The organism is Thalassococcus profundi (assembly GCF_003344785.1).
GTDB lineage: Bacteria > Pseudomonadota > Alphaproteobacteria > Rhodobacterales > Rhodobacteraceae > Puniceibacterium > Puniceibacterium profundi.
Genome location: NZ_QPMK01000022.1, coordinates 42,082 through 68,517 on the forward strand (window position 1 = coordinate 42,082; position 26,436 = coordinate 68,517).

The 26,436-nt window shown below is 59.2% G+C and carries 30 protein-coding genes; 21 read left to right on the forward strand and 9 right to left on the reverse strand.

The window, feature by feature from the left end; genetic code table 11:
• Positions 1-48: 48 nt before the first annotated feature.
• Positions 49-351, reverse strand: a complete 303-nt coding sequence (locus tag DU478_RS20225) for a DUF2933 domain-containing protein (RefSeq protein WP_114512686.1) — start codon at positions 349-351, stop codon at positions 49-51.
• A 154-nt stretch (positions 352-505) separates the two neighbouring features.
• On the opposite strand from DU478_RS20225, the gene DU478_RS20230 reads away from it, so the two are divergent.
• The 7 genes from DU478_RS20230 (at position 506) to DU478_RS20260 (ending at position 6,089) form a co-directional block, all read left to right on the forward strand.
• Entirely contained in the window at positions 506-1,066 is a 561-nt protein-coding gene (locus DU478_RS20230) for a L,D-transpeptidase (protein ID WP_114512687.1), read from the forward strand.
• Between the two features lie 28 nt (positions 1,067-1,094).
• Positions 1,095-1,553 (forward strand): c-type cytochrome, encoded by a 459-nt coding sequence (locus DU478_RS20235; RefSeq protein ID WP_114512688.1) that lies wholly within the window; start codon positions 1,095-1,097, stop codon positions 1,551-1,553.
• A 372-nt stretch (positions 1,554-1,925) separates the two neighbouring features.
• Positions 1,926-2,519: a c-type cytochrome gene (locus tag DU478_RS20240; protein ID WP_114512689.1), complete on the forward strand. Its 594-nt coding sequence runs from the start codon at positions 1,926-1,928 to the stop codon at positions 2,517-2,519.
• Between the two features lie 2 nt (positions 2,520-2,521).
• Positions 2,522-3,439, forward strand: coding sequence for a c-type cytochrome (locus DU478_RS20245; protein WP_114512690.1), 918 nt, complete (start codon positions 2,522-2,524; stop codon positions 3,437-3,439).
• Positions 3,440-3,482: 43 nt separating this feature from the next.
• Positions 3,483-4,877, forward strand: coding sequence for a multicopper oxidase family protein (locus DU478_RS20250; RefSeq protein WP_106165398.1), 1,395 nt, complete (start codon positions 3,483-3,485; stop codon positions 4,875-4,877).
• Complete coding sequence (locus DU478_RS20255; RefSeq protein ID WP_114512691.1) at positions 4,874-5,356, forward strand: c-type cytochrome; 483 nt, start codon at positions 4,874-4,876, stop codon at positions 5,354-5,356. Before DU478_RS20250 ends, DU478_RS20255 begins: the two co-directional genes overlap by 4 nt.
• A gap of 1 nt (position 5,357) precedes the next feature.
• Entirely contained in the window at positions 5,358-6,089 is a 732-nt protein-coding gene (locus DU478_RS20260; protein WP_009807488.1) for a DsbA family protein, read from the forward strand.
• A gap of 42 nt (positions 6,090-6,131) precedes the next feature.
• Here DU478_RS20260 and DU478_RS20265 read toward each other — a convergent pair whose 3' ends face one another.
• Entirely contained in the window at positions 6,132-6,332 is a 201-nt protein-coding gene (locus tag DU478_RS20265; RefSeq protein WP_007803412.1) for a heavy-metal-associated domain-containing protein, read from the reverse strand.
• A gap of 152 nt (positions 6,333-6,484) precedes the next feature.
• On the opposite strand from DU478_RS20265, the gene DU478_RS20270 reads away from it, so the two are divergent.
• Positions 6,485-8,995: a heavy metal translocating P-type ATPase gene (locus tag DU478_RS20270; protein WP_114512708.1), complete on the forward strand. Its 2,511-nt coding sequence runs from the start codon at positions 6,485-6,487 to the stop codon at positions 8,993-8,995.
• Between the two features lie 12 nt (positions 8,996-9,007).
• A complete protein-coding gene (gene cueR, locus DU478_RS20275; protein WP_114512692.1) occupies positions 9,008-9,406 on the forward strand; it encodes a Cu(I)-responsive transcriptional regulator in 399 nt (132 codons plus the stop codon).
• A gap of 21 nt (positions 9,407-9,427) precedes the next feature.
• Here cueR and DU478_RS20280 read toward each other — a convergent pair whose 3' ends face one another.
• Positions 9,428-10,192, reverse strand: a complete 765-nt coding sequence (locus DU478_RS20280; protein WP_199488388.1) for a MauE/DoxX family redox-associated membrane protein — start codon at positions 10,190-10,192, stop codon at positions 9,428-9,430.
• A gap of 12 nt (positions 10,193-10,204) precedes the next feature.
• Positions 10,205-11,041, reverse strand: coding sequence for a DUF305 domain-containing protein (locus DU478_RS20285; protein WP_199488389.1), 837 nt, complete (start codon positions 11,039-11,041; stop codon positions 10,205-10,207).
• Between the two features lie 179 nt (positions 11,042-11,220).
• Between DU478_RS20285 and DU478_RS23595 the strand changes: the two genes are divergently transcribed.
• The 4 genes from DU478_RS23595 (at position 11,221) to DU478_RS20305 (ending at position 14,524) form a co-directional block, all read left to right on the forward strand.
• Entirely contained in the window at positions 11,221-11,802 is a 582-nt protein-coding gene (locus tag DU478_RS23595; protein ID WP_012187183.1) for a L,D-transpeptidase, read from the forward strand.
• Positions 11,803-11,927: 125 nt separating this feature from the next.
• Positions 11,928-13,190: a multicopper oxidase family protein gene (locus DU478_RS20295; protein WP_114512694.1), complete on the forward strand. Its 1,263-nt coding sequence runs from the start codon at positions 11,928-11,930 to the stop codon at positions 13,188-13,190.
• A 113-nt stretch (positions 13,191-13,303) separates the two neighbouring features.
• Positions 13,304-13,816, forward strand: a complete 513-nt coding sequence (locus DU478_RS20300) for a disulfide bond formation protein B (RefSeq protein ID WP_456119795.1) — start codon at positions 13,304-13,306, stop codon at positions 13,814-13,816.
• Positions 13,817-13,858: 42 nt separating this feature from the next.
• Positions 13,859-14,524 carry a L,D-transpeptidase gene (locus DU478_RS20305; protein ID WP_012187180.1) on the forward strand — a complete coding sequence of 222 codons (666 nt, stop codon included), beginning with the start codon at positions 13,859-13,861 and terminating at the stop codon, positions 14,522-14,524.
• 76 nt (positions 14,525-14,600) lie between these two features.
• Here DU478_RS20305 and DU478_RS20310 read toward each other — a convergent pair whose 3' ends face one another.
• The gene (locus tag DU478_RS20310) at positions 14,601-15,158 is read right to left on the reverse strand and encodes a hypothetical protein (RefSeq protein ID WP_233501482.1); all 558 of its coding nucleotides are present in this window, start codon (positions 15,156-15,158) and stop codon (positions 14,601-14,603) included.
• 397 nt (positions 15,159-15,555) lie between these two features.
• Between DU478_RS20310 and DU478_RS20315 the strand changes: the two genes are divergently transcribed.
• The 5 genes from DU478_RS20315 to DU478_RS20335 all read left to right on the forward strand — a co-directional run bounded on the left by DU478_RS20315 (position 15,556) and on the right by DU478_RS20335 (position 21,506).
• The gene (locus tag DU478_RS20315; RefSeq protein WP_223229252.1) at positions 15,556-16,149 is read left to right on the forward strand and encodes an EF-hand domain-containing protein; all 594 of its coding nucleotides are present in this window, start codon (positions 15,556-15,558) and stop codon (positions 16,147-16,149) included.
• 139 nt (positions 16,150-16,288) lie between these two features.
• Positions 16,289-16,675 (forward strand): DUF302 domain-containing protein, encoded by a 387-nt coding sequence (locus tag DU478_RS20320; RefSeq protein ID WP_050686143.1) that lies wholly within the window; start codon positions 16,289-16,291, stop codon positions 16,673-16,675.
• Positions 16,676-16,780: 105 nt separating this feature from the next.
• Entirely contained in the window at positions 16,781-17,701 is a 921-nt protein-coding gene (gene lgt, locus DU478_RS20325) for a prolipoprotein diacylglyceryl transferase (protein ID WP_114512696.1), read from the forward strand.
• Between the two features lie 135 nt (positions 17,702-17,836).
• Positions 17,837-20,125 carry a copper-transporting P-type ATPase gene (locus DU478_RS20330; protein WP_407703178.1) on the forward strand — a complete coding sequence of 763 codons (2,289 nt, stop codon included), beginning with the start codon at positions 17,837-17,839 and terminating at the stop codon, positions 20,123-20,125.
• A 49-nt stretch (positions 20,126-20,174) separates the two neighbouring features.
• Positions 20,175-21,506, forward strand: coding sequence for an APC family permease (locus DU478_RS20335; RefSeq protein ID WP_114512698.1), 1,332 nt, complete (start codon positions 20,175-20,177; stop codon positions 21,504-21,506).
• 7 nt (positions 21,507-21,513) lie between these two features.
• Here the strand turns inward: DU478_RS20335 and DU478_RS20340 are convergent, their stop codons facing one another.
• The 4 genes from DU478_RS20340 to DU478_RS20355 form a co-directional block, all read right to left on the reverse strand.
• On the reverse strand, positions 21,514-22,158 hold the full coding sequence (locus DU478_RS20340; protein WP_111772749.1) for a hypothetical protein: 645 nt from the start codon (positions 22,156-22,158) through the stop codon (positions 21,514-21,516).
• Positions 22,159-22,262: 104 nt separating this feature from the next.
• Positions 22,263-22,532: a hypothetical protein gene (locus tag DU478_RS23780; RefSeq protein WP_058123685.1), complete on the reverse strand. Its 270-nt coding sequence runs from the start codon at positions 22,530-22,532 to the stop codon at positions 22,263-22,265.
• Between the two features lie 113 nt (positions 22,533-22,645).
• Positions 22,646-23,965, reverse strand: a complete 1,320-nt coding sequence (locus DU478_RS20350; protein WP_114512699.1) for an MFS transporter — start codon at positions 23,963-23,965, stop codon at positions 22,646-22,648.
• 8 nt (positions 23,966-23,973) lie between these two features.
• Complete coding sequence (locus DU478_RS20355; RefSeq protein ID WP_114512700.1) at positions 23,974-24,234, reverse strand: metal-sensing transcriptional repressor; 261 nt, start codon at positions 24,232-24,234, stop codon at positions 23,974-23,976.
• A 36-nt stretch (positions 24,235-24,270) separates the two neighbouring features.
• On the opposite strand from DU478_RS20355, the gene DU478_RS20360 reads away from it, so the two are divergent.
• The 3 genes from DU478_RS20360 to DU478_RS20370 are packed head-to-tail and all read left to right on the forward strand — an operon-like array spanning position 24,271 to position 26,105.
• The gene (locus DU478_RS20360) at positions 24,271-24,675 is read left to right on the forward strand and encodes a hypothetical protein (RefSeq protein ID WP_233501480.1); all 405 of its coding nucleotides are present in this window, start codon (positions 24,271-24,273) and stop codon (positions 24,673-24,675) included.
• A 60-nt stretch (positions 24,676-24,735) separates the two neighbouring features.
• Positions 24,736-25,464, forward strand: a complete 729-nt coding sequence (locus DU478_RS20365; RefSeq protein ID WP_114512702.1) for a HupE/UreJ family protein — start codon at positions 24,736-24,738, stop codon at positions 25,462-25,464.
• 17 nt (positions 25,465-25,481) lie between these two features.
• Positions 25,482-26,105 (forward strand): transmembrane anchor protein, encoded by a 624-nt coding sequence (locus tag DU478_RS20370; protein ID WP_114512703.1) that lies wholly within the window; start codon positions 25,482-25,484, stop codon positions 26,103-26,105.
• Positions 26,106-26,436 lie beyond the last annotated feature (331 nt).

The window sequence follows — 26,436 nt, forward strand, 5'->3', positions numbered from 1 at the left end:
AAGAAACCCGACAACAGCAACGCGCCTACGCGTACCTTCCCGCGCACATCACGGCCTGTCGCGGACCACGACTGGAATGGCGGAGGTCATGGGCTCGGTCGTTTCCTCGATAGTATCCTTTGCCTTGTCGGAATGGCACGATTTCCCCATGAATTTGTGCATCGCAAGATGCGCCCCAACGCACAGCAGGAGCGGGGCGAAAGCCGCTGCATTGCCCCACATGCCCGCCAATGTGCCGCCGGCAAGAAAAAACCCCGCAACGGGCAGCAGCATGACGACGCAACACGCCATCATACCGTAATGCATGAGCCTGTCCGTGATCGGCTTTTTTCTGTGGTTTTGGTGGTTCATGACACCCTCTTTGTCTCGTTCCCCGCGTCATTTGCGGCCCTCCAGCAGGGTAAGGTCAAGGATACAAATGGATACACTTCTCGCGGCCTTGTCAGGTTGCCTGATGCCGGGTCTCCCGTAAAAGACATGTACAAACGGAGGCTAGGAGTGTGTCATGACGACATCGCGAACCAACAAGATCAATCGACGAAGTCTATTGGGGTATGCGGCTGTCGCTTTGGTTGCACCAAGCGTGGTTCGAGCCGAAACCATTCGCCGCAACATTTCTTCTTTCCGAGTTCATGACTGGCAAGATCACTTCGACGCACTCGGGAATGGGATCATCATCTCAGACACCGTGACAATGGCGCTCCAGCATTGGACATCAGATGGCGAGATGCGGATCTACCCAACTTCCGTTCCGCTGACCGACGAACTCACCAAACGCGGTTACACCGAAGTGGTGGAAAAACGCAAAAACCCCAGTTGGGCGCCAACGCCCTCCATGCGGGAACGCAATCCGGAATGGCCGGCTCGTGTCGAGGGGGGTGATCCGGACAACCCCTTGGGCACCCGTGCACTGTACCTGTCGTGGCAGTACTACCGTATTCACGGGACACAGGATACGCGCAAGATCGGCCGTCGGTCGTCAAACGGCTGCATCGGTTTGTTCAACGAACAGATCGAGGAAGTCTACGAGCGAGCGCCTGTCGGCACTCAAGTCAAACTCATCTGACCCAACTGGCAAGGCGGTAGATACTGGCATGGACAAATTGACTGCGCTGATTGGTGCCGTTTTTGTTATCGGCGGGGGTTTTGCCGTTTGGCAGTTCGTTGGAGCGGAAGATACAGCGATTGGCCACTCCATGACGCCGCCTGACACAAGTGAGATCGCTGAAGGCGGCGCGATCGTTCAGGTCCAGCTGCCTTCTCATCTCTCGCAACAGGCGGCGCTTGGAAAGAGCATATTCGAGGCAAAGTGTTCTGAGTGTCACGGTGAAAATGCTGCCGGTCAAAACGGTGTTGCGCCGCCTCTTGTGCACAAGATCTACGAACCAAGCCACCATTCGGACATGGCCTTTGTTTTGGCCGCTCAAAATGGCGTGCGTGCGCATCACTGGAATTTCGGTAACATGCCACGGATCGAGGGATTGACCCAGGGAGACGTCAAGATGGTTGCCGCCTATGTCCGCGAACTACAGCGGGCCAACGGGATTGACTGATGCGTTGGTCGAAGACAAACAGATGGATCCTGTCGATCGTTTTTGGCCGGTTCCTTGTGGTTCTCGGTGTCCCTGAGGCACCAGCGTTCCATGATAGAGCGTCTTTGGCGCAAGAATCACACAGTCATGAAAATGTGGGGCCATCTACGAGCGAGACCTCTGGTCACTGTCATCCGGGACTCGACTGTTCTGTTCCGGCAGCGTTGTTGTTCCCAGCAACGGTGGTTTACGAGCCTCATTTTATGAACGCCGTCATGCAAGACGGCGCGACCCAACGAACCGAATTGCGCCCCGACAGCGATCCTCCACCCCCACGGAAGTGGGTCTGATTTCACACCCCTCTTAGAGCAGACCCATTAAAGGATCGAAGACATGAAAAAGACGACTATCGCAGCGGCAGTGTTGATTGCAGGAACCGCGGTCGCGGCATTTGCGCATAGCGGTGCCACGGGCATCGTAAAGGAACGCATGGATGCCATGGCCGCCATGGGAAAGGCAGTCAAAACCGTAGCCCCGATGATGCGGGGCGAAACGGCCTATGACGCAAAAATAGTGGGCGATGCAGCGCGCCTGTTCCAGCAGCACGCCGGTGAGAGCATGACAAAGCTGTTCCCAGAGGGCACAGGTGGCATGCCCTCGGAAGCCAAAGACGAAGTGTGGACCGATTGGGACCGCTTCGCAGCACTGGCAAATCAGCTGGAAGAATACTCTGAAGGCCTGAAACGCGCAGCCGACAATGGGCTAGGCGGCATGGGCGGCAATACCTCCACGGATGGCGCCTCGATGATGGGCGGCGGATCCATGATGGGAAGCGATACAACCATGATGGGCGGGAGCACGATGATGGGCAGCGGCGGCATGATGGATGCTGCCGCCATTGCCGAAATGCCCGCCGACGCGGCATTCGCGATGACGACACAGGTCTGTTCCGCATGCCATGAACGCTTCCGGGCGGAAGAAGACTAACCATGCGCCGGTTCTTGACACTCGTCAGCGGGGCCGCCGTGCTGGGCGCGGCCAGCCTCGGCGTCGTGATTGCATGGCCTGTCGGCAGTGCAGTGACTCCGATTGCAATAGAGGGCAATGTCGACCGGGGCGCATATCTGGCGCGCGCCAGTGGGTGCATTGCCTGTCATACCAATTTTGAAGCGGGCGGCGCACCACTTGCCGGAGGGGCGCCGCTCGAAACCCCGTTCGGAACGTTCTACCCGCCCAACCTGACGACAGACCCCGAACATGGCATGGGCGAATGGACGGCAGAACAGTTCGCAAAAGCCGTGCGGCAGGGTATCGGCCCCGATGGAACGCCCTACTATCCGTCTTTCCCATATACGTTCTATGCGGATTTTTCTGACCAGGATATCGCTGACCTCTGGGCGGCGTTTCAAACCGTGCAGCCCGTGGACGAGCCTGCACCAGAAAATGATGTCAGCTTCCCATTCGACCAACGATGGGGGCTGAAGCTCTGGCGAGCGGCGTTCTTCTACGATCCGGATACCGAACCGGTTGAAGGGCGAAGCGACGCATGGAATCGAGGACGGGAATTGGTGCGCGGTGCGGCACATTGCGGAGCCTGCCATACGCCGCGCAATCTTGCGGGAGGCCGCGATATCGGTGCTTCCTTTGCAGGCAACGCCCAGCTTCCCGGTGGCAGCAAGGCCCCCGCGATACGGCCAAAAGACCTGGTCAAAAATGACTGGACGGTTTCAAACCTCGCTTATGCGCTCCAGACCGGCATCACCCCTTCGGGCGATGCTTTCGGCGGCAGCATGGCGGAAGTGGTTCGCGAGGGAACTCGGTTTCTGACACCTGCCGATCGCGAAGCGATGGCGCTTTTCCTGCTGAACAAGGACACGGTCGAGGCGGAGAACCCCGCGTCGAACTAACACCACGCGGGGGCAACACGCCCCCGCTTTCTCGAGGATCGAAATGAGACAAACACGTCGGGATTTCTTGCGCCATGCAACACTGGCGGCCTGCGCGGCGGCCATCCCGCAGTCGGCTTTTGCCGCGACCCCGTTCGAGGACCTGATTGCCAAGGTTGCACGTCGACAGCTTCTTCCGGACACCTACCCGGAAACAGAGATCTGGGGCTATGACGGCCTCGTACCGGCCCCGGAAATCAGGGTCACACAAGGCGATCGGGTGCGTCGCAGGTTTCGCAACGAGGTACCCGATCCCAGTTCGGTTCACTGGCACGGAATCCGGATCGACAACGCGATGGATGGCGTTTCAGGGCTGACCCAAGAGGCCGTAGCGCCGGGTGGAACCTTTGACTACGACTTCGTCGTACCGGACGCGGGCACCTATTGGTATCACGCGCATAATCGCTCATACGAGCAAGTCGCGCGTGGTCTGCGCGGTGCCTTGATCGTCGAAGAGGTCGATGGACCGGACATCGACCGCGAGGAAGTCATCGTTCTGGAGGACTGGTTGCTCGACCCTGAGAGCGGGCAGCTGTTCGACAATTTCGAACAGCCCATGATGATGAGCCACGGTGGACGTACCGGCAACTTTATCACGACCAACGGGCGCTATGACCTGACCTTGCCCGCGCAGCGCAACGAGCGCATTCGCTTGCGGATCATCAACGCAGCAAGCGCTCGAATTTTCCCGCTGAGGCTCTCTGGATTCAGTGGCTGGACGGTGGCCGTGGATGGAATGCCAACCGGCCAACCCCAGTCGGTTGACGGCGAGTTGATCCTCGGCCCGGCACAGCGCGTCGACTTAATTGTGGATGTGACCGAAGACGAAGGCGGCACCGCCCAATTGCTTCGCATCGGCGATGATGATCAACTGACCCCGTTGGTGAGTTTTCTGGTCAACGGCACAGCCAGTTCAGTACCAAGAGGCAAGCCACTGCCGTTGCCGCCGAACCCCGCGGCACACGCCCCGGACCTTGCCGATGCGCGTGATTTGCGACTGGTCATGTCCGGCGGGGCAATGGGGCGAATGCAGTCCGCATTGCTTGGCGGGGAACGTCTTGGATTCCGTCAGCTTGCCCAAGCGGGCAAATTCTGGGCCCTGAATGATGTCGCCGAAATGACCGACACGCCACTGGCCGATCTATCCCTGAACGAGCCGGTGCGCCTGAAGATCGAGAACCAGACCGTTTTCCCACATGCGATGCACCTGCACGGGATGCATTTCCGCGAGCTGCGCCCCGACGGCGCGTTCGGGCCGATGCGGGACACGATCCTGTTGGCCGGCAACGAGTCCCGGGAGATCGCCTTTACGGCAGACAATCCCGGCAAGTGGCTGTTCCATTGCCACATGCTCAGCCACGCCGCATCTGGCATGACAACCTGGATACGGGTCACATGAGATATCTCGTTTGGTCCCTTCCGATCACTGTCGCAGCAGCCGCCTTCACGTATTGGCTCTCGACCAGTGCATCCTCGGATGTCGGCAGCGCGTCCAGGGCGGAGAGCTACGACATCGAAGAAGGCGCGTTGCTCTACGCAGAAAACTGTGCGTCTTGTCATGGCGCGGGTCTTGAAGGCCAGCCGGAATGGCGAACGCCCGGCGCGGATGGGCGCCTGCCAGCACCACCACATGATGAGACGGGTCACACCTGGCATCATCCTGACAGCCTGCTCTTCGATTACACAAAACTGGGGGGTGCAACGCTTCTGGCGCGTCAGGGCGTCGAATTCGACAGTGGCATGCCCGGTTTCGCAGACGTGCTGACCGACCAGCGAATTCACAACATCCTGGCCTTCATCCGGTCCACCTGGCCAGACCGCATCCGCGAAGTCCAGGCCGCGCGGACAGAAGCCGACGAACAACGGGGAGAGAACTAAAATGCGTTTCAGACAAGCCTTCACGACGGTCGCGATAGCTGCCTTGCTTCCGATACCGGCACTCGCGGACGAACTGTCAGAGTCCCGGGTCAAGGAACTTGTGCTCGAGGCAATCCGCGAGAACCCGGAGATTGTCATGGAGGCCGTGGCGATCCTCGAACAAAGGCAGGCGCAAGCGCAGGAGCTCAGTCAGGCCCAAGTTCTGAATGACCAGCGCGATCTGATCGAGAACGATCCGAATGCGCCGGTTCTCGGCAACCTGGAAGGGGACGTCACTGTTGTGGAATTTTTCGACTACAACTGTCCCTATTGTCGGCGGGTCAAACCCGAGGTGCGGGCTTTGATCGAAGACGATCCCAACATTCGCCTCGTCTATCGTGAATGGCCCATTCTCGGAGACGGATCGGTGTTTGCCGCGAAAGCGGCCTTGGCAGCGCGCAAGCAGGACAAATACGAAGAGTTTCACTGGGCAATGATGGGGCTGGAAGGCCGCGCGGAAGAGGCCTCCGTGCTGCGCGTGGCCGAGGAGATCGGCCTGGATATCGCGCAGTTGCGCAAGGACATGGAGGCCCCCGAGGTCGAAGAGCACATTGCGACCTCCATGCAACTGACCCAAGCTCTGGGCTTTAACGGCACGCCGTCTTTCGTGATCGGGGATGCGCTGGTCCCGGGCTTCGTCGAAAAGGCGCAGCTTGCCGACTTGGTCGAGGAAGCCCGCAAAGTCGAAGACTGAAATTCTGTGCCCGGACCACCCTTGGGTGGTCCAGGCACTGCATCAAGCGGCCGCAGGTTCCACGTTGTAGCCCGCATCCCGAATGATCGCTTGGACCTGATCGGCTGGTAACACGCTGTCGACATGCACCTGTCGGGCAGAAAGGTCACATTCTACGCCTGCATTCGGATCTGCGCTCTTCACCGCGCTTTCGATTGCTGCGGTGCAATGCCCACAGCTCATGTCCGGAACGCTGAACTTCATCGGAACCACTCCTTGATCTGATTTCTATCGGTGACATGGGGCTTCCCCCCGCTGGAAGGTCAAGTGAAGAAATTTATTTGGCGCCCTCCCATTGACCCTCCAGTAACTGGAAGCCTCATATTCCACTTCGAATGGAAAAACAGGTGACACATATGCCCGAACCCAAACAGATCAGCCTGCCGATCGAAGGCATGTCATGCGCGTCCTGCGTTGGCAGGGTCGATCGCGCATTGAATGCAATCGACGGCGTAGAGGATGTGTCGGTGAACCTTGCCTCGGAAACTGCTCGCATGAACGTGGACGCGCTCAAGCGCATTCCCGACATCATCGAATCCCTTCGCGAGCTGGGCTACCCCGCGCGGAAGGCCAGGGCCGAACTCACGATTGCAGCGATGTCCTGTGCCTCTTGCGTCGGGCGGGTCGATAAGGCGCTTGCCGCGGTGCCCGGGGTGGTCGAGGTGAACGTCAACCTCGCCTCAGAGACGGCGACGGTCGTTTACGTCGAAGGTCTTGTCACGACATCCGATCTGATCGAAGCAAGCGGCGCGGCAGGGTATCCAGCAACCGTGGCAACGGCCCAGGCCGGTGACGACAGAGTTGCGCGCAAGGAGGAAGAGGCTCAGGCGCTTGCCAAACGGGTCACCTTTGCGGCCATCCTCGCCTTGCCGGTCTTTTTGATCGAGATGGGTGGCCACGTCATTCCGGCCGTTCATATGCTGGTCGAGACTGCGATTGGTCAGCAGACGAGTTGGCTTCTTCAATTCGTTCTCACGACAATCGTTCTCTTCGGCCCGGGCCGAACTTTTTACGCCAAGGGTTTCCCGGCCCTATTCCGGGGTGCGCCTGACATGAACAGCCTCGTCGCGGTCGGCACCGGGGCGGCTTACCTCTATTCCGTAGTTGCGACATTCGTACCATCGGCCCTGCCTGACACGCTGCGCTCTGTCTACTTCGAGGCGGCAGCGGTCATCGTCGTCCTCATCTTGCTGGGGCGTTTTCTTGAAGCGCGCGCTAAGGGGAGAACAGGCGCGGCCATCCAGAAGCTGCTGGGCCTGCAGGCGCGAACGGCACGGGTGATGCGGGACGGTGAAAGCATCGAGATCGAGATCGATGCGCTGGTTCAGGGTGACGTCGTCGTCGTGCGCCCCGGCGAACGCATCGCGGTCGATGGCGAGGTCATCGAAGGCAACAGCCGCGTCGACGAAAGCATGCTGACAGGCGAGCCGATCCCCGCTGAAAAGGGTGCCGGAGATCCGGTGACCGGCGGGACGGTCAACGGCGCCGGAAGTCTGCAATTCCGCGCCACCCGGGTCGGCGCCGACACGACCCTGGCGCAGATCATTCGCATGGTCGAAGAGGCCCAGGGCGCCAAGCTGCCGATCCAGGGATTGGTCGACCGGATCACGCTTTGGTTCGTGCCTGCCGTCATGGCGATCGCGGCGGCGACCGTGCTGGTCTGGTTGGTTTTCGGGCCTGATCCGGCCCTGACAATGGCGCTTGTCGCCGGTGTGTCGGTGCTCATCATCGCGTGTCCCTGCGCGATGGGACTTGCGACGCCGACCTCGATCATGGTCGGGACGGGACGTGCTGCCGAAATGGGCGTCCTGTTCCGTAAAGGCGACGCCTTGCAGCAACTTGATTCCGTTGATGTGATCGCCCTCGACAAAACAGGCACGGTGACCGAGGGGCGACCCGCACTGACTGACCTTGTGCTGGCGGAAGGGTTCGATCGTCCAACAACGCTCTCGAAGATCGCTGCCGTGGAGTCGCTCTCCGAGCATCCTGTCGCGGACGCCATCGTGCGGGCCGCGCGGGCCGAGGGCGCACCTCTTGTGGGGGCCGAAGGCTTTCAATCGGTCACAGGTTACGGCGTGCGCGCCGTGGTCGAAGACGTGGAGGTTTTGGTTGGGGCCGACCGCTACATGGCGCGCGAAGGCATTGACGTCTCGGCATTGGCTCCAGAGGAAACGAAGATCGCAAGCAAGGGTCGCACGGCGCTTTACGCTGCCATAGATGGACGTGTCGCCGCCGTGATCGGCGTTGCCGACCCGGTCAAACCGGCAAGCCGCGCGGCCATCGCAGCGCTGCACGAAAAGGGTCTTGCGGTTGCGATGATCACAGGGGACAAACGCGAAACCGCCGAAGCCATCGCCCGCGAAACCGGCATTGATCACGTCGTCGCGGGCGTTCTGCCAGACGGCAAGGTCGCGGCGCTCGATACGTTGCGTAAGGGCGGCAAGCGCATCGCCTTTGTCGGCGACGGGATCAATGACGCCCCGGCGCTGGCGCATGCCGATGTGGGTATCGCCATTGGCACCGGCACCGATGTGGCCATCGAGTCCGCGGATGTCGTCCTGATGTCCGGCGATTTGCGCGGCGTGGTGAATGCCTTCGAGGTGTCCCGCCGGACCATGCGCAACATCCGGCAGAACCTGTTCTGGGCCTTTGCCTACAATGTCGCGCTGATTCCGGTCGCCGCCGGGGTGCTTTATCCCGCCTTTGGGCTGCTCCTGTCACCAATCCTTGCGGCGGGCGCGATGGCTTTGTCCTCGGTGTTCGTTCTGACCAATGCCCTTCGCCTGCGAGGCATCGCGCCGGCGATGGACGAGCAGCGCGCAATCCCGGCAGAGATGGCAGCCGCCACTCCTGCTCCAGCAGAATAACGGAGGTCCGACATGAACATCGGAGACGTTGCCCGACAATCGGGTGTGCCCCCAAAAACAATCCGCTACTACGAGGACATCGGGCTGATCCGCCCGAACCGTAGCGAGAACGGCTATCGCGCGTTCACCGAGAACCACGTTCACAAGCTGGCGTTTCTGGGTCGCGCACGGGCCTTGGGGTTCACCATCGAAGATTGCAGGACGCTCCTGTCGCTCTACGAGGATGAAAACCGCGAAAGCATGCAGGTGAAGGCGGTGGCAGAAGAGCATCTTCGCCAGATTGAGGAGAAGATAGAGAAGCTGCAATCCATGAGAACGACGCTTACCGATCTTGTGGAGAAATGTGCCGGGGATCATCGTCCGGATTGCCCGATCCTCGCAGATCTCTCACCTGTACAATTGTCCGAATAAACGGGGCCAGTTCGGCGCGTTTCAGAACCAGATTGCGCGGACCGGCATCCAGATACCCATGAAGATCATCATCAGGTTTTCGGTCAGCGAGATGAATCCCAGCGGCACGGAACTGTCCCCGCCGACGCAGGCGCATTTCAACTCTCGTTTTTCAATGTAGACAGCCTTGAACACGCTGACAGCGCCGACCGTGCCGATGAACAAGGCGACTGGCGCCGAGAGCCACAGCAGCGCACCGGCAGTCATCAGGATACCTGCCCACGCTTCGCCGAACGGGTAGACCTTGCCGTAACGCACCCATTTGCGCGCCAGCAGATCGTAGTTGAGGAACATCGTCGAAAACCCTTCGACATCCTGCAATTTCTGGATCGCGAGAATGGTCATGGACAGCGAAATGAACCATTCGAACCCGCGCAAGGTAAAGACCGACCCGTACTGGTGCCAAGACAGGCCCAGTGCCAATAGCGCGGCGACGGAAAAGATCGCGATGACCGGCTGGTAGGTCGTGTCGCTTTGCTCTTCCTTGGGCGGGTCAATGTCGAAAAACACCCTGAGATCATCGTAGCCGCCGATCCGTTCGCCGCCGATGAAGGTCTGCGGCGTCGTCTCGACGCCATGCTTCTTCATGAAGGCATCGGTGTTTTCGCGGCTCTCAAGCGGATGGTCTTCCACCTCGAAGCCCTGCCGTTCCAGCAGGTCTTTCGATTTCAGACCGAACGGGCAGAGATGGCCCGGCATGACCATACGATAGAGTTGCGCGGATTTGTTGTCTGTGTCGCGGGGCATGTCCTTTCCTCCTTATCCGCTGCACGTAAATTGACCACGGAACCCGGCTTCGTAGTCGGTTCCCGCGCTGACGATCAGATCGGTCAGGTCACCATCTGTCTCTGCGATGCGGGCCGACAGCGGGCCTTCAGAAAATGCATTTTCGCCCTGCGCATTCAGGCGCACCAGATCACCGCTGATCTTCATTGCGGCGGCAGACCCTTCGCCGGTTTCACCAGTCACCAGTACAGCCGGACTGTCCGAGGTGTAAGCAAAGCGGCAATTTCCGCCATTCGGGAACACCGCAGCGATTTCGTCTTCCGTCAGAAACTCAGGATCGACCTTCGACACGACCTCCGTTTGAAGCGCCTGTTGCGCATCCACAACCTGCGTCGGCGTTTCGCTTCGCGTGGCCGATGCTTCGCCGTTTGCTCCAATGTCAGCAATAAGGTAGCGCATTTCGGCGATTTCCTTGTCCTGCGCATAGATAATGTCGTCTGCGAGCCCCCGGACGCGCGGGTCGGTGATCTCGGCACGAGTCGACGTCATGATGGCGATCGAATGGTGCGGGATCATGGCGCGCATGTAGGACCTGTCCTGCACCGTGAATTGCCCGCGTACCAGCCAGAGGCTCGCCGCGAAAAGGACTATTGCGCCAACGAAAATCGCGACGTTGGCTTTGGTGTTCTGATACATGGACAACATGTACGCCAACATGATCACGGCCATGGTCGCCCCCATCAGGATGGCCATGTAAAGGCGTGTCTCCGAAAAGAAGATATGGCCCCAAAGATAGGTGTTCAGGTACATCAGAACGAACATGACCACGGTCGATGTTCCGATCATCATAAAGAATCGTGAGTAGTGCATTTCCAGTCACCTCCTTGCAGTTCTCTGTAAAACAACAACATTCCAGCGCTGGAGAGTTCCAAAAGCACGAATTTTCGTAGTTTCAAGGCAACAAAGGCGCGTCGTTTGCCCCGGTTCACGGCTTCTTTTCTTTGCCCCTGACGCGCACTGAATTTTCATGGGTCCGAGGAGATCGCGCCATGCAGAATTTCACGAGACGAGAATTGATTTGTGCCGGAGCGATGGGTTGCTTTCTGCCCACAACTGCCTGGGCCCACAAAGTCAAATTGCCCGAACGGTTCGAACCACAATTGGTAAACACCCGTCGTGGTGACTGGGTTAAAGGCGATGTCCACGTCGTTCCCGACGATTTTTTCCTTTATTTCATGCTCGAGGACGGGATGGCGATCCGCTACGGGGTCGGGGTAGGGCGCAAAGGTTTGTACGAACCCGGAGAGTTCACGGTAGCGCGCAAGGCCAAATGGCCATGGTGGCGGCCAACGAACGCCATGATCCGGCGCGAGCCACGCAAATACGCAAAGTACAAGGATGGACTGAAAGGCGGGCCAAACAACCCGCTCGGGGCCCGCGCGCTCTATCTCTACGATGCCGAGGGACGCGATACCTATCTTCGCATTCATGGAACGAACGCCCCGGAGACAATTGGGTCTGCCGTGTCGAATGGATGCGCGCGGTTGACGAATGAACATGTGAAGGATCTGTACGAACGCGTTGAAATCGGCGCCCGCGTCTTCCTGTATCCCAAAGTGACAACGGCGTGAGGAGTGTTCTGTCGCCTTGAAGTTCCTCTTCCGGAAATGGCACAAGTGCGGCAGTTGGCGAAAGCCAGTCTATCATTCATGAGGTGACGGAATTGTCTTTGAGCCGGAGGTCTTTCCTTGGCGGGATGACCGTTGCGCTGACTGGTACCCGCTTGCCAGCAGCGACACACGAGTTGATCCTCGCGCCCCAATCGATCAAGGCGCACCTTGCTGGGTACGACGTGTCGATGTTGGGCTTCAACGGTGGTCTGCCGGGCCCAGAAGTCAGAATGCGACAAGGACAAACCGCCCGCATTACCCTCGATAACCGATTGGAGGAGGGCGCTCTCGTTCACTGGCATGGGTTGCGGGTTCCAAATCGGATGGATGGTGTCAACGTCCTCACTCAGGATGTGGTCATTCCGGGCGACTCGTATCGTTATCAATTCGGCGTCCCGGATGCCGGCACGTATTGGTATCACTCGCATTACCTGTCTTACGATCAGGTCAGCCGCGGTCTTTTCGGCGCCTTCATCGTCGAGGAGCAAAATGCGCCGGCTGTCGACCATGACATCGTTGTTCAGTTCTTCGATGTCTTGTTGGATCAGTCCGGACAGTACGACGAAGGGTTCAACCCGGCTCATTTCGCGACCGAGGGCCGTATCGGCAATACGGTCACGGCGCTTGTTTCCAATGGAACCAGCAAGAATGTGAGACAAGGCGACCGCCTGCGCTTGCGCCTGATAAATCCCTCTATCGACAGGGTTTACCGTGTCGGGCTGGACGGTCTGGCAGGCAAGATCGTTGCACTGGATGGTATGCCCCTGGCGCAGCCACAGACACTCGAACCCATCCTCCTAGCTCCGGGGCAAAGATGCGATGTGATTGGTGATGCGACCGGGCCTATTAGATTTGACGACAGCTTTGGAGAGCGGACGTTGAGCCTTGGCGAAATCGCTGTTTCCGGCTCTCGTGAGCCTGCGAAAGCGCCCATCACCGCGTTGCCCGCCAACCGAATGCCCGCCCCGCAAGACCCCGGCCAAACCGCGGAGCTGGTGCTTCAGGGAGGTGCGGGAAGCGCGTCCCACAACGGCACAGGGACGTGGGCGCTCAATGACGTATCGGGCCTGCCTCGAACCCCTTTCCTATCCGTCGCGCAGGAGACGACCGCGCGCATTTCGATCCGCAACGAAACCGGGTTTCCACACGTCATGCATCTGCATGGCCACCATTTCTGGGAACTCGATGCGGCGGGGAAAGCCGGTCCATACCGGGACTCGACCTATCTGGATATCGGCGGGACGCGGGATATTCTCGTCGTCCTGGACAATCCGGGATCGTGGATGCTGCATTGCCACATGTTGAGCCACCAAGCCGACGGTATGGCAACGTGGATCAGAGTCGGCTGAGGGTCGAGCCGGATACATACTGTTACAAATCTCTGAATGATAACAGGCCTTTCGCCGTCTACGTAACCTGACAAGCGAGAAACAGGTCCATCGACTGCCAATGGGAGCGTTCATTGACCCTGACACCAAAATCTCTGGGTATGCTTGCGGCGGCAGGATCAGCTGCCTTGCTGCTTGGGGCCCTCGTTTTCCAGGCTCTTGGCTACGCGCCGTGCGCAATGTGCATCTGGCAACGCTACCCACACGCAATCGCCATTGGAATGGGCGCTATGTTGCTCTTTGCTCTGCCGATCCTGCCAATCCTGATAATCGGTGCCCTGTCGGCACTCAGCACATCCGCGTTGGGAGTGTTTCATACCGGTGTCGAGCGCGGCTGGTGGGAGGGACCGACTTCTTGCACGGGATCCGGCCTCGATGTTTCCCAAATGTCGGTATCGGAATTGCTGCCCTCTGCCAGTTCAAATGCGTCCAATCTTGTTCTGTGCAGTGAGGTTGTCTGGGAATTTCTGACGTTGTCCATGGCGAGTTGGAACGCGATCCTAAGCGGTGTCCTTGCTTGCCTCTGGTTGGTCGCGATCGCAAGACATCAAAAGGTTCGGTGGCATGGGGTCGCGGACGTTTCTTGAATCGTCCCGCATTCATCGAAAACAAACAAAGGGCTTCGCTTCATGGTTACAAGACGACACTTCCTTGCACTTTCCGGCTCGCTGTTTTCAGCTTCTCTGAGTTCGCCAGCATTCGCTAAGACCTGGCCGTCAACAGCCGAAAAAGCAGCTTGGGATGCGCAGATCACGCCCGCCAACTATGACCCGGCAACAACCAACCCATGGGGGCTGCATCCCAGGCTGCTGCCGCAACGCGTTTTGGCGAATGACGGTTTGCGCCCGGGTGACATTCACGTCGATGCGATCGCGCGCTATCTGTACCATATCGAGGAAGGTGGCACCGCGATGCGATACGGGGTGGCGATTGCCAAGGGCGATCTCTATGAACCCGGCACCTATACGATCCGCCGAAAGGTCGAATGGCCGCACTGGACGCCAACGCAGTCAATGATCGAACGCGATCCGGAGGCTTACGAGCGGTTTGCCGACGGTATGGAGCCCGGCCCCAACAATGCCTTGGGCAGCAGGGCTTTGTATCTATTCGTCGGAGATCGGGATACGTACCTTCGAATTCACGGAACGCCGAGCCCTCGCAGCATTGGCGGCCGGGCCAGTTCGGGATGCGTGCGCATGGTGATGGCCCACATCAATGATCTCTATCCGAATGTCGCTGTCGGATCGACGGCGTTCCTTTACTCGGCCGAAGACAGCGTTACCGCTCGAAGCTAACCTATTGCATCTTTGGCTCACACGCCGAGGACTGCGTCGTGCAGGGACATCTTCCAATGAATTGTTGGACGAACACTCACGGCTGTGTCGCAAGTGAACTTTCGAACTGTGCGATCGCTACGGATTTATCGTCCTCATCGTTCTCGAACAGCTTTGTGGTTCGCACGCCCGGCAACTTGCCAAAATCCGCCATCAGGCGCTTTGGAAAAAATGTGCGTCCGATGGATTCAAATCCTGGTAATTGTCTGAGTACCGCGGAGGTACTGGCACTACAAAAACCGGAAGCGGCTGGGCCGCTGGCAATTGCAAGCCGCAAGGCCTGCTCCGCGACTTCGGGGGACACATCGATCTCTTGCATGACGACGTGGTAGGTCTCCCGTGCATGAGCCCGTGCGTAAAAATCGGCCACTTGTGGAGTAATGCCATAAAGCACATCTCCCCGTTCCGGTACCGCGCTCAGCCGGACCGTTCCTGCCGGATCGAAGATAACGCGCTGCGACCCATTGATCATGACGCTGCTATGCGCACCCGCCCCGGATCTGTTGCTGATCATGGTGTACAGCGTCAGCGCAGCCGGTCCGTCGTGACGGTAGGATGCACTACTGATGACTTCGGCTGAAGCATCAGGGCGCATGTCGTTTCCTGCGCCGCACCCCGCCAAAATTACCAAGGTTAGAACTGAGAAAATGCGGTTCAAAAAGAGCACCCTGCAGCCTCCTGCCATGGGCTGAATAATTGAATTTTCGGGATATTCAGGTCCTCTACCACTCTCGACACCAACTCTTCCGGATTTCACGTCCACCGAAACACGGGTTCGGTGTCGGTTGGTACGCGACTCCTCGACAGGTTTTTCTCTGGATATCGCAAGTCTCAGATTAAGAGGAGCGTTCGCCCCGAATTGATTTGTCGCAATTTGTAACAGACCCCGCCTTTGTGACCTCGCGATACAAAACACCGGCTCGCGTGGCATTCCGCATCTGCAGGTGCATCCCATATGGTGGCTATCGTAACACTGACACGAGGTGATCGACATGAAACGCAATACTCTACTCGCTGCAATGACTCTGGCTGCAACCGCCTTTGGTGGCGTCGCCTTGGCGGATGCCAACCATGGGCACAGTGGTCAACCTGGTGCCCAAAGTGGGGCAGGCATGATGCAGAACGGTGGTCCGGGCATGATGGGGAACATGGGCGGAATGATGGACATGATGCAGCGCATGCACGGAAACATGATGGGCGCAGGCATGGGCAGTGGTATGATGGGCGCAGGCATGGCTGGCGGCATGATGCAAATGTTCGACACCGATGGAGACGGCACAACGACGCCGGAAGAAATGCGCACGCAGCTGCAGGCCAAGCTTTCCGAGTTTGACAGCGACGGGGATGGAAACCTCTCGATTACCGAGTTTGAAGCTCTCCACAGCGCGATGATCCGCGAAATGATGGTGGATCGTTTTCAACACCTCGATGCCGATGGCGACGGCGCGGTGACGCCGGAAGAGATGGCCGCTCCGGCCGATAGGATGGAGCGGATGCAGATGATGCGGTCGAACATGGCAGATGCGCCTGCGCGGCCGGGCAACGGTCAGGGCATGGGCAACGGCTCCATGATGCAGGACAACTGAGCCAACGGGTGCCGGTTTTTTCCGGCACCCGTCCTCAAAACGCCAAAACCGTTCTCGGCCGGGACATTGAACCGAACCGCGACCTGAACCGTTTAGCCTCGTTATGCCAAAAAATAGAGACACGGAAAGGAAAATTCCCATGGCCTATACCTATGATCGCGTCCTGAAAGACACCAATATCGATGACGCAGAGATGCGTGTTCGGGATGCTTTGGCAGACAAGGGCTTCGGCGTTCTGACTGAGATTGACGTCAAAGCGACGATGAAAAAGAAACTTGATGCGGACATGCCGCCTTACCGCATTCTCGGGGCCTGTAATCCGGGCATGGCGCACAAAGCCATCGAGATCGAGCCTCGCATCGGTGCGATGCTTCCCTGCAATGTCATCCTGCGGCAAGTGGACGGCGACACCGAGGTCAGCGCGGTCGATCCTGTCGCTTCGATGCAGGCGGTGCAGAACCAAGACCTGGACGCGGTCGCCGGCGAAGTCCGCGATCTACTCCGGGACGCCCTCGACGCCGCGTGATGGCGGGATGGGCGTTGGATGCCCTGTCGCAGATCGAGCGCCTTTAGCGGTGCTCGATCAATGCCATCTAATCCCCACGTAAATTCCTGATGAGGAACTCACCCAGTGCTGCCAGCGGGATTGCCATTTCCGGATATTGGAACCGACCTCATCTCCTTCGACATCGGGGGGGTCACATTCGCACTCCGCTGGTACGCGCTAGCCTATATCTTCGGTATCCTGATTGGCTGGCGCATTTGTTTGAGTGCGATAAGCCGTCCCGCGCTCTGGACATCAGTTGGACCGCCGCTTGACCGGACGCAGATCGAAGATCTTCTGACGTGGATCATCATCGGCGTGATTGCTGGTGGTCGCCTGGGCTTTGTACTGTTCTACCAGCCCGCATATTATCTCGCCAATCCCTTGGAAATTCTGATGGTCTGGCAAGGCGGCATGTCTTTCCACGGGGGGTTCGCGGGAGTTGTCATCGCGGCCTTGCTGTTCTGCCTTAGACAGAACGCGTCATTGCTCAGCACTGGCGACTTGCTGGCTTTGGCAACACCACCAGGCTTGTTTCTTGGAAGGCTGGCGAACTTCACCAACAATGAGTTGTGGGGGCGTCCAACGGACGTTCCCTGGGCGGTGATCTTTCCCGGCGAAGTCGCGCAGGCCTGCCCAGGGGTTAGCGGCCTCTGCGCCCGACACCCGTCCCAGCTGTACGAGGCGGTATTGGAGGGGCTCATTCTTGGAATACTGCTCATTTATCTCGCTTGGGGCCGGGGCTGGCTGAAAATGCCCGGTGCCTTGGCTGGCGTGTTTCTGACCGGCTATGGTCTTGCCCGGAATTTCGTCGAGATGTTCCGGCAACCGGACCAACAGTTTGTGACGGCGGACAACCCGATTGGCCATGCGCTCCATTTTGGTGAGTGGGGTTTGACGATGGGCCAGTTGCTCTCCATGCCGATGGTGTTGGTCGGGCTGGCGTTGATCGTGCTCGCCCGACAGGAACGGGGCCGGACAGCGCCACCCCGCAGAGCTGCAATGTAATCACCATACTGATCTCTCTTGACCCTCCTGTGGATGGAAGCCCTAGGCAAGAGAAGCATTCTCGGAAAGGACCGCAAAATGAACACCCCCGACAGTTCTGAAACCACAGCAGCTTCTTCGGTATTCGTTTGCCCCATGCACCCTGAGGTGCGGCAGGTTGAGCCCGGCAATTGTCCGAAATGCGGGATGCATCTCGTGCCGGAATCGGAGCTCGAGGTCCATTCAGCACATGATCATCACGACCACCACGCGGGTGCCACGCCGGCCGATGGCCGATATGATCTGGTTCCTACAGGGCATGATGGTCCCATTTACACTTGCCCGATGCACCCTCAGGTGCGGCAGCCTGATCCGGGCGCGTGCCCGATCTGTGGCATGGGGTTGGAACTGGAATCCGGTGTGCCGGGCGATGAAGGTCCAAATCCCGAACTGGTGGATTTCACACGGCGGTTCTGGGTCGGCACAGTCCTGACGATCCCGCTCCTTGTCCTCACGATGGGGCCATTCGTCGGTTTCCCCGCAGTCCGGACTTTTTTTGGCGAAGGCACCACACAATGGATCGAATTGATCCTGGCAACGCCAGTGGTCTTGTGGTGCGGCTGGCCGTTTCTGGAACGCGGATGGATTTCCTTCCGCACATTGAACCTCAACATGTTTTCCCTGATCGGCATGGGCGTTCTAGCCGCCTGGCTCTTCAGCGTCGTTGCCGTTCTCGCACCGGACATATTCCCTGATGGGTTCCGAGACTCCGAAGGCCATGTCGGCGTCTACTTCGAGGCGGCGGCTGTGATCGTGACGCTCGTGTTGCTCGGTCAGGTGATGGAATTGCGCGCACGTGAAGGAACCGGCAAGGCGATCCGCGCGCTTCTCGACATGGCGGCCAAGACCGCGCGGGTCATGCGGGACGATGGCTCCGAGGAGGAGATCCCGCTGGAGGACGTACAGGTCGGCGACCGGCTGCGCGTACGGCCCGGTGACAAGGTGCCTGTCGATGGCGTGGTTCTGGACGGCCGGTCCTCGATCGACGAAAGCATGATCTCCGGTGAACCTGTGCCCGTCGAGAAGACCGAAGGCGACCCGGTAACTGGAGCGACGATCAACGGCACTGGAAGCCTGGTGATGGAGGCGACGCGTGTCGGGTCCGACACGATGCTTGCGCAGATCGTCGAGATGGTGTCGAACGCGCAGCGATCGCGCGCGCCGATCCAGAAATACGCCGACAAGGTGGCGGGATACTTCGTTCCGGCCGTCATCGGTATCGCGGTCCTGTCCTTCATCGCCTGGGCGATCTGGGGGCCCGCGCCTGCGCTTTCCTACGCATTGATTTCGGCGGTGGCGGTTCTGATCATCGCCTGTCCCTGTGCGCTTGGCCTGGCGACACCGATGTCGATCATGACGGCAACGGGGCGGGGCGCTCAGGCCGGCGTGTTGATAAAGAACGCCGAGGCACTGGAGCGGTTCGAGAAAGTCGATACCCTGATCGTCGACAAGACCGGCACGTTGACGATGGGCAAGCCGCGGCTTGTCGACGTACTCCCGCAACCCGGCCACGACGAAGCCGAGGTTTTGCGTCTCGCCGCATCGCTTGAGCGCGGATCGGAGCACCCCTTGGCCGAAGCGATCGTCAGGGGTGCGGAGGAGCGAGATGTCAAAATGGACGAGGCACGGGACTTCGAGGCGGTCACTGGCAAGGGCGTCAAGGGTGTTGTGGACGGCAAAGCGGTGGCGCTCGGCAATCTGGCGATGATCCGTGAATTGGGGCTCGAGGCGGGCGACCTGACCGCCAAGGCCAATGCCCGCCGCGACGAGGGTGAGACAGTGATGTTCGTGGTGCTGGACGGCGACATTGCCGGTCTTGTCGCTGTCGCCGACCCGGTGAAGGAGACCACGCCCGCCGCGATCAAGGACCTGCATGAACTGGGGTTCCGCGTCATCATGGCGACCGGCGACAACGAGCGCACAGCCAAGGCGATCGGCGCGCGGCTCGGCATCGACGAGATCCGGGCCGACGTGCTGCCCGAGGACAAGGCGCGGATCATCAAGGAATTGCAAGCCGAAGGTCGCAAGGTCGCCATGGCCGGGGACGGCGTCAACGACGCCCCAGCGCTCGCGCAGGCCGATGTCGGCATCGCCATGGGCACTGGCGCCGATGTGGCCATCGAAAGTGCGGGCATCACCCTCGTCAAGGGCAACCTCGATGGAATCGTGCGCGCGCGGCGGTTGGCTCGGGCCACCATGCGCAACATCCGTCAAAACCTGTTCTTCGCGCTGATCTACAATGCCTCCGGCGTGCCGGTCGCGGCAGGAGTTCTGTTTCCCTTCTTTGGCATCCTCATCAGTCCGATGTTTGCTGCCTTCGCCATGAGCGCGTCGTCAATCTCGGTGGTGCTCAATTCGCTGCGTCTTCGCGGCGTTCGCATCTAGAAGCGCGCAACATCGTTCGGACGAACCGAAAGCAAAAGAGAGACCATTTATGCAGAGCAAACAAGACACGTACCGCGAAGGCTCTATCAGTCTGGGCGGCGCCATCGCGATGGGAACAGGCGTGATGATCGGCGCCGGAATCTTTGCGTTAACGGGGCAAGTCGCACAGCTCGCCGGCCCTCTGTTCCCTCTTGCATTCATCGCCGGCGCGGTCGTCACAAGCTTCAGCGCCTACAGCTACATCAGGATGTCGAACAAATGGCCGTCCTCGGGTGGCATCGCCATGATCCTGCAGAAGTGCTATGGTCCCGGAGCCATCGCAGGCGGGGCCGCGTTGCTGATGGCGCTCAGCATGGTGATCGCGGAAAGCCTCGTCGCGCGAACCTTCGCCACCTATGTCCTGCGCCCTTTCGATATCGAAGGTGGCCCATTGGTCCCCGCTCTGGCTGTGGCCGTGATCGTTTTCGCCTTTTTGGTGAACATCGCCGGAAACCGCTCGGTCGGGCTGTTCTCGTTGATCATGGCCGCGATCAAGATCGGAGGCATAGCTCTGTTTGGCATCGCGGCCCTGTGGTCCAGTGGTTTTGCGTTCGCCGCGGCGTCCGAGACCTCACAATCCTACAGGCTCACGGGGTTCATCGCCTCTACGGCGCTGGCCATCCTTGCGTTCAAGGGATTCACCACGATCACCAACAGCGGAGCCGAGATCACTGAACCAAATCGCAATGTTGGCCGAGCGATCATGTTCTCTATCGGAATCTGCGTCGTCGTCTACCTGTTGGTCGCCTACGGGGTCGGTTCGAGTCTCACGATCGAGGAGATCATCTCAGCGCGTGACTATTCGCTGGCACAAGCGGCGCAGCCCGCCCTTGGACAAACCGGCTTCATACTCACGGTGATCCTGGCCGCTGTCGCAACGGCGTCCGGCGTTCTGGCCAGCGTCTTCGCGGTGTCGCGTATGCTGGCGATGCTGACCGACATGGAAATGATCCCGCACAGCCACTTCGGTATGCCAGGTCCCATCCAACGCCACACCCTGGTCTATACTGTCGTCATCGCCGCGACGTTGGCCGTGCTCTTTGATTTAGGCCGGATCGCATCCCTCGGTGCTTTCTTTTACCTCGTCATGGACATGATCATACATTGGGGCGTGTTCCGCTATCGTCGAGCAGACGTCGGCGCCTTCGGTATCGTGCTTTTGACTGCCCTGGCGCTCGATGCGATAGTACTGGCAGCTTTCACCGTGATAAAGCTTCAAAGCGACCCGATGATCGTTCTCTACGCCGCTGTCGGGATGATCGCTGTGTTCGCCTTCGAGCGCGTTTACTTGTCGCAATGGGTGGCACCGCAAGTCGCCCCCGCCCACGCCCACGGTGATTAGCCTGCCATCACCTGGCCTGAAGAGATGCGATGCCTTGTGCGCCGATCGTGATCAGCCCGACCGACAAGGCAAACGCAGCCAGGGCAAGCAGCATCACGCCCGTGTTCATGGGCAAGCGACGTACAACCGGTCCAAGAAATTCCGACCGCCCGAAAGCCGAGACGTAGAGCGGCAACGCGCTTATCATAGTCGCATAGAGGTAAACGCCGGAGATGTTCTCGAAAAACGCCGAACGCGCAAGAGTCGGGGATACAACCGCCAAAGCGGTTGAACGATTGCCGCCGAATGACCCGAACCAGTCGGCAGATAGAACGTATATAAGCACGTGGAGACCTGGAAAGAGAAGGGCTCTGAGCAAGACATCGACCAGCACGAAAAACACCGTGTCTCTTGAGCCCGCCTTTGGTTGCTTTGTCATGGCGAAAAGGAAAAAACTGACGTAGTTGACGGCAAAAACCACGGGCAAACCGTTGGTCGCAACCTGCCTTAGAAAGCGCATGAGTGCCGGTCCGCCGGCAGCAAGAGCCGGAGCAAAGCCCGGAGCCAGTAAGACATAGAACAACAGGACCGGCAGCAATGCAGCGAAGCTGAACAGCAGGACATTTCTAACAAACTGAGCCGCGGGCATACTGATAGAGAAAAATCTATCCATTGAAATAGCCTGCCATGTGGGCACCACTAGGTCGATGATACGTTATCGATCCCTCCCAAGCGGACGGAAGCGACAAGCCGGTTGCGGGCATTCCCAGAGATCGCTTACTCGGCCCGTTTGACGCAAATCGGGTTTCCCTCGATCGTCCTGAGCGGCAATCGCGTTGTTTCAACCGGACTCGCGTGCATGTACCAGTAGCAGTTGTCCTCGGGCCGCAGATAGGCGGTCGCGAGGTCTTGGTTCGGTGCTGCCAGTTCCAGGATATTTTCCGGTAACGGCGGGCGTGACGACGCGTTTTGTGAATTCGAGAAAGACTCCGAGCAAGCCCCAAGGGCCAAGACGGTTGTGAGAAGAAGTGCGCTTCGTGTGTACATAAATTGATGATCCTTCTGGCTGGTTTGTTTTGGCCGCTCTGGTATCGGCTTCCCTCTTTCACAGGTTTGCGAACCATCTTAATTAGACAGTCCCTCCGTCAAATCGCTAACGCTCAGAAATGTGTGGCCCAGCGAGGATGGCTTTCGTCGATCACCAGAGCATGGCTGTGCCTGCGATGCCCCTTCAAGTGGGGATGATCAAGTGGCAGGTTGTCGTGCGTGTGTTCAATCTCCACGGGATCGCTCGCTGGCCAGAGTTTCAGAGCGGCGAGCATGCCAGTGGCCGCGAGAAGCGCCAGACCGATCAGCGCAGGAACGACACCGTAGACCGTCAGCAGCCAGCCCGACAGCGGATAGGTCACCAGCCAGCAAGCGTGCGACAGCGCGAATTGCGCCGCAAACAGAGCGGGGCGATCCCCGGCATGGGCGGACCGGCGCAGTAACCGGCCAGACGGGGTGAGAACGGCGGAATATCCCAGACCTACCAGCAGCCAGGCCCCCAATAGGATGAACCAACCAAGGCCGGCGGTCAGGACTGTTGCCCCCAACCCCAACAATGTCGCCACCATCAGGGCAGCACCGCCGAACATTACGGGCCGGTCTGGCAGCGCATCCAGTACGCGCGGAAGGAGCAGTGCGGCCGTCATGGAGCCAGCGCCGAAGGCGAACATCGTCCAGGCCAGCGCGCTTTCCGACAGGCCGAGCGATCCGCGTACCAAAACGACGGTATTGACCAGAACCATTGCCCCGGCCGCCGCTGCCGCAAGGTTCAGCGCCAGCAACCCGCGCAGGCGGGGCGTGGCCAGATAGATGCGGATACCGCGTGTCGTCCGATCATAGATGCCGCGCGGCTCGGACGATTTCGGGTTTGGCAGGAGGACAGAGACCACGAGCAGCGCCGAGCCGGCGAAACCCGCAACCGTGCCAACGAAGAGCGAATTGTAGGACATCACCGAGAGCAGAAGGGCCGCTAGCGTTGGGCTGACGATGTTTTCCAGATCGTAGGCCAGCCGCGACAGCGACAATGCACGGGTATAGCGCGCCTCTTCGGGCAGAACGTCCGGGATCGTCGCCTGAAAGGTCGGCGTGAAGGCGGCGGAGGCCGATTGCAGTAGGAAGATCAGAACATAGACCTGCCAGACCTCAGTCACGAAAGGCAGTGCCAGCGCAACGCCTGCGCGCACGAGATCGAGCGTCACCAGAAGCGCGCGGCGCGGCAGGCGGTCCGCGAAGGCCCCGGCAATGGGAGCGATGCCCACATAGGCCACCATCTTGATGGTGAATACCGTGCCCAACACCAGCGCCGCCCCGTCCCCTGCAAGGTCGAAGGCAAGCAGGCCGAGTGCGACCGTCGCGAGGCCGGTTCCCAGAAGCGCCACGACCTGCGCCAGAAACAGATGGCGGTAAGTGCGGTCGGAGAGGATGTCGAGCATGGCGGACCTCAGAGGTAACGCGCGATCGTTCGCAGCTCGGCACGATCTGTCTCCGAGCCTTCGGCGTCGAGGCAATGGTCCATGTGGTCGTGGATCAGCGCCCGCTTGGCATTCGTGATCGCCTTTTCGACCGCCTGCATCTGTTGTGCGATCTCAAGGCACGGCTTGCCCGCCTCGATCATCTCGATCACGGCGCGCAGGTGGCCGTCAGCGCGTTTCAGCCGTGTGACGAGAGCAGGATGACTTGCATGGACATGGTGAGTTGTCATAATAACGGCTTATCCTCCCCAGGGGGATAGAACAAGATGGCGCCGCGACGCGCCACGCGAGAAACGAGCGAGCAGGCAGATTTGATGACAACCTTACGGACAATCGGAAAGGCCACGTTCGCGACGCTTCTCTGCGCGGCCGTGCTTGTCTGGTCGGTTATGCCTACAACCTCGCACGCGCCTGCGATCCTTGACGTGCTTCAGGAGCACGCGGAGATGCTCGCCGAGCACGGGCACTCGCATGGTCTGGAAGAAGATTTGGCGTGGGCTATGCATGGACACAGCCACGACAGCATTGACCACGATCATAGCCAGGCGGTCGTGCCTGGTCCCGATCTGTCGTCGCAGCCGCTCGACATCTACGCGGCCGCTTGGCACCTGAGTTCAGCCACCTCGAACCCTTTACGGATATATCTGATCGAACGACCTCCGCGCGTCTGATCGACCGCGCGCCATTGGCGCGCTGCGACGATTATCAGATACACATACGGAGTTCGATCGATGACTACAGTCCATCGGGGCTGGGCCGATCCCGGCATACGCCGGATCGCAATCCTGTCCTCAATTACGCTGGCGGCACTCGTCCTGAGTGCAGGCCATGCGCTCGCCCACAATGTTACCGAAGGCGACGCAGGCTACATCCAGGAAATCTGGGGGGTGAACATCATCCCCTTCATGTATCTCGGCGCCAAACACATGGTCACGGGATACGATCACATCCTGTTCCTGCTCGGCGTCGTCTTCTTCCTCTACAAGATGAAGGATGTAGGCATCTATGTCAGCCTCTTCGCCCTCGGGCACTCGACCACGATGCTGGCCGGTGTCTGGTTCGGCTGGGGCATCAACGCCTACATCATCGACGCGATCATCGGCCTTTCGGTCGTCTACAAGGCGCTCGACAATCTCGGGGCGTATCAGCGCTGGTTTGGGTTCCAGCCGAACACCAAGGCCGCAACGTTGATCTTCGGCTTTTTCCACGGCACGGGCCTGGCCACGAAAATCCTAGACTATGAAATCGCTTCGGACGGGCTGCTGGCCAATCTTCTGGCGTTCAACGTGGGCGTCGAGCTTGGCCAGATCATGGCGCTTGCCGTGATCCTCATCGTCATGGGCTACTGGCGGAAATCCCCGAACTTCTTCCGCCAGGCCTACACCGCCAACGTCGTCATGATGTCCATGGGGTTCATCCTCATAGGCCTGCAAATCACCGGCTATTTCGTAGCCACCTGAGAAAATTGGAGAGACAAATGTTCAACGCAGAAAAACCGAGCCTTGAGGAGCTGCCAAGCTCCGCGCAGCTGATCCGGTCCACCGCCATCGCGGCGGCCAGCGCGGTCGCGATCCTTGTGACCGTCGTGCTTCCCGCCGAATACAACATCGACCCGACAGGGATCGGCGGCGTTCTCAGACTTGCCGAAATGGGAGAGATCAAAACCCAGCTCGCGGCAGAGGCCGAAGCCGATAGGCTGTTGGAGCTTGAAGCCGAGGAGCAGTCGAGCCTGATGAACGATATTCTCGGCCTTTTTGTCGGCGCGGCACACGCACAGGAAGCCGAAGTTTGGCGCGACGAAACCACCTTCACGCTGGCACCCGGTGACTCGGCTGAGTGGAAGCTGGTCATGGATGTGGGTCAAACGGCAGAGTATCGAATGCTGGTCGATGGCGGTCGAGTCAATTTCGACCTGCATGGTCACGGTGGTGGCAAATCCGTGACCTACGAAAAGGGTCGCGGATCGACGGGCGACGAAGGCGAGATCGTTGCTGCTTTCGACGGCGAACACGGTTGGTTCTGGCGCAATCGCGACAGTGAGACGGCCACCGTGACCGTTCAGGTACGCGGCGAATACGCCGAGTTCAAAGACGCCAGTTGACAACTTGATAACGGAGCCCACTGAGGGCTCCATTATCTTCCCTTCTTCACTTCAACCAGGAAAGGACCCTAAAATGATTGGAAAACTGGTACTTGCGGCGGCCACGTAGGCGGCTCCTAGCCGCCGCTGGAAACGCACAGATCATTTTACCCGCACGCCGTAACCCTTTTGGATAATTAATTTACATAAACTTCATTATGCGACTTTATACTTCGTGTTGCGATAGTATATTATCGTATGTATGCTGGACTCCGGTCATGGAGGTTCCTCAGAATGCGCCATTTACTCAAAAAACTCCTCCCCTCGGTTGCAGTCGCTTTGACCGTGACAG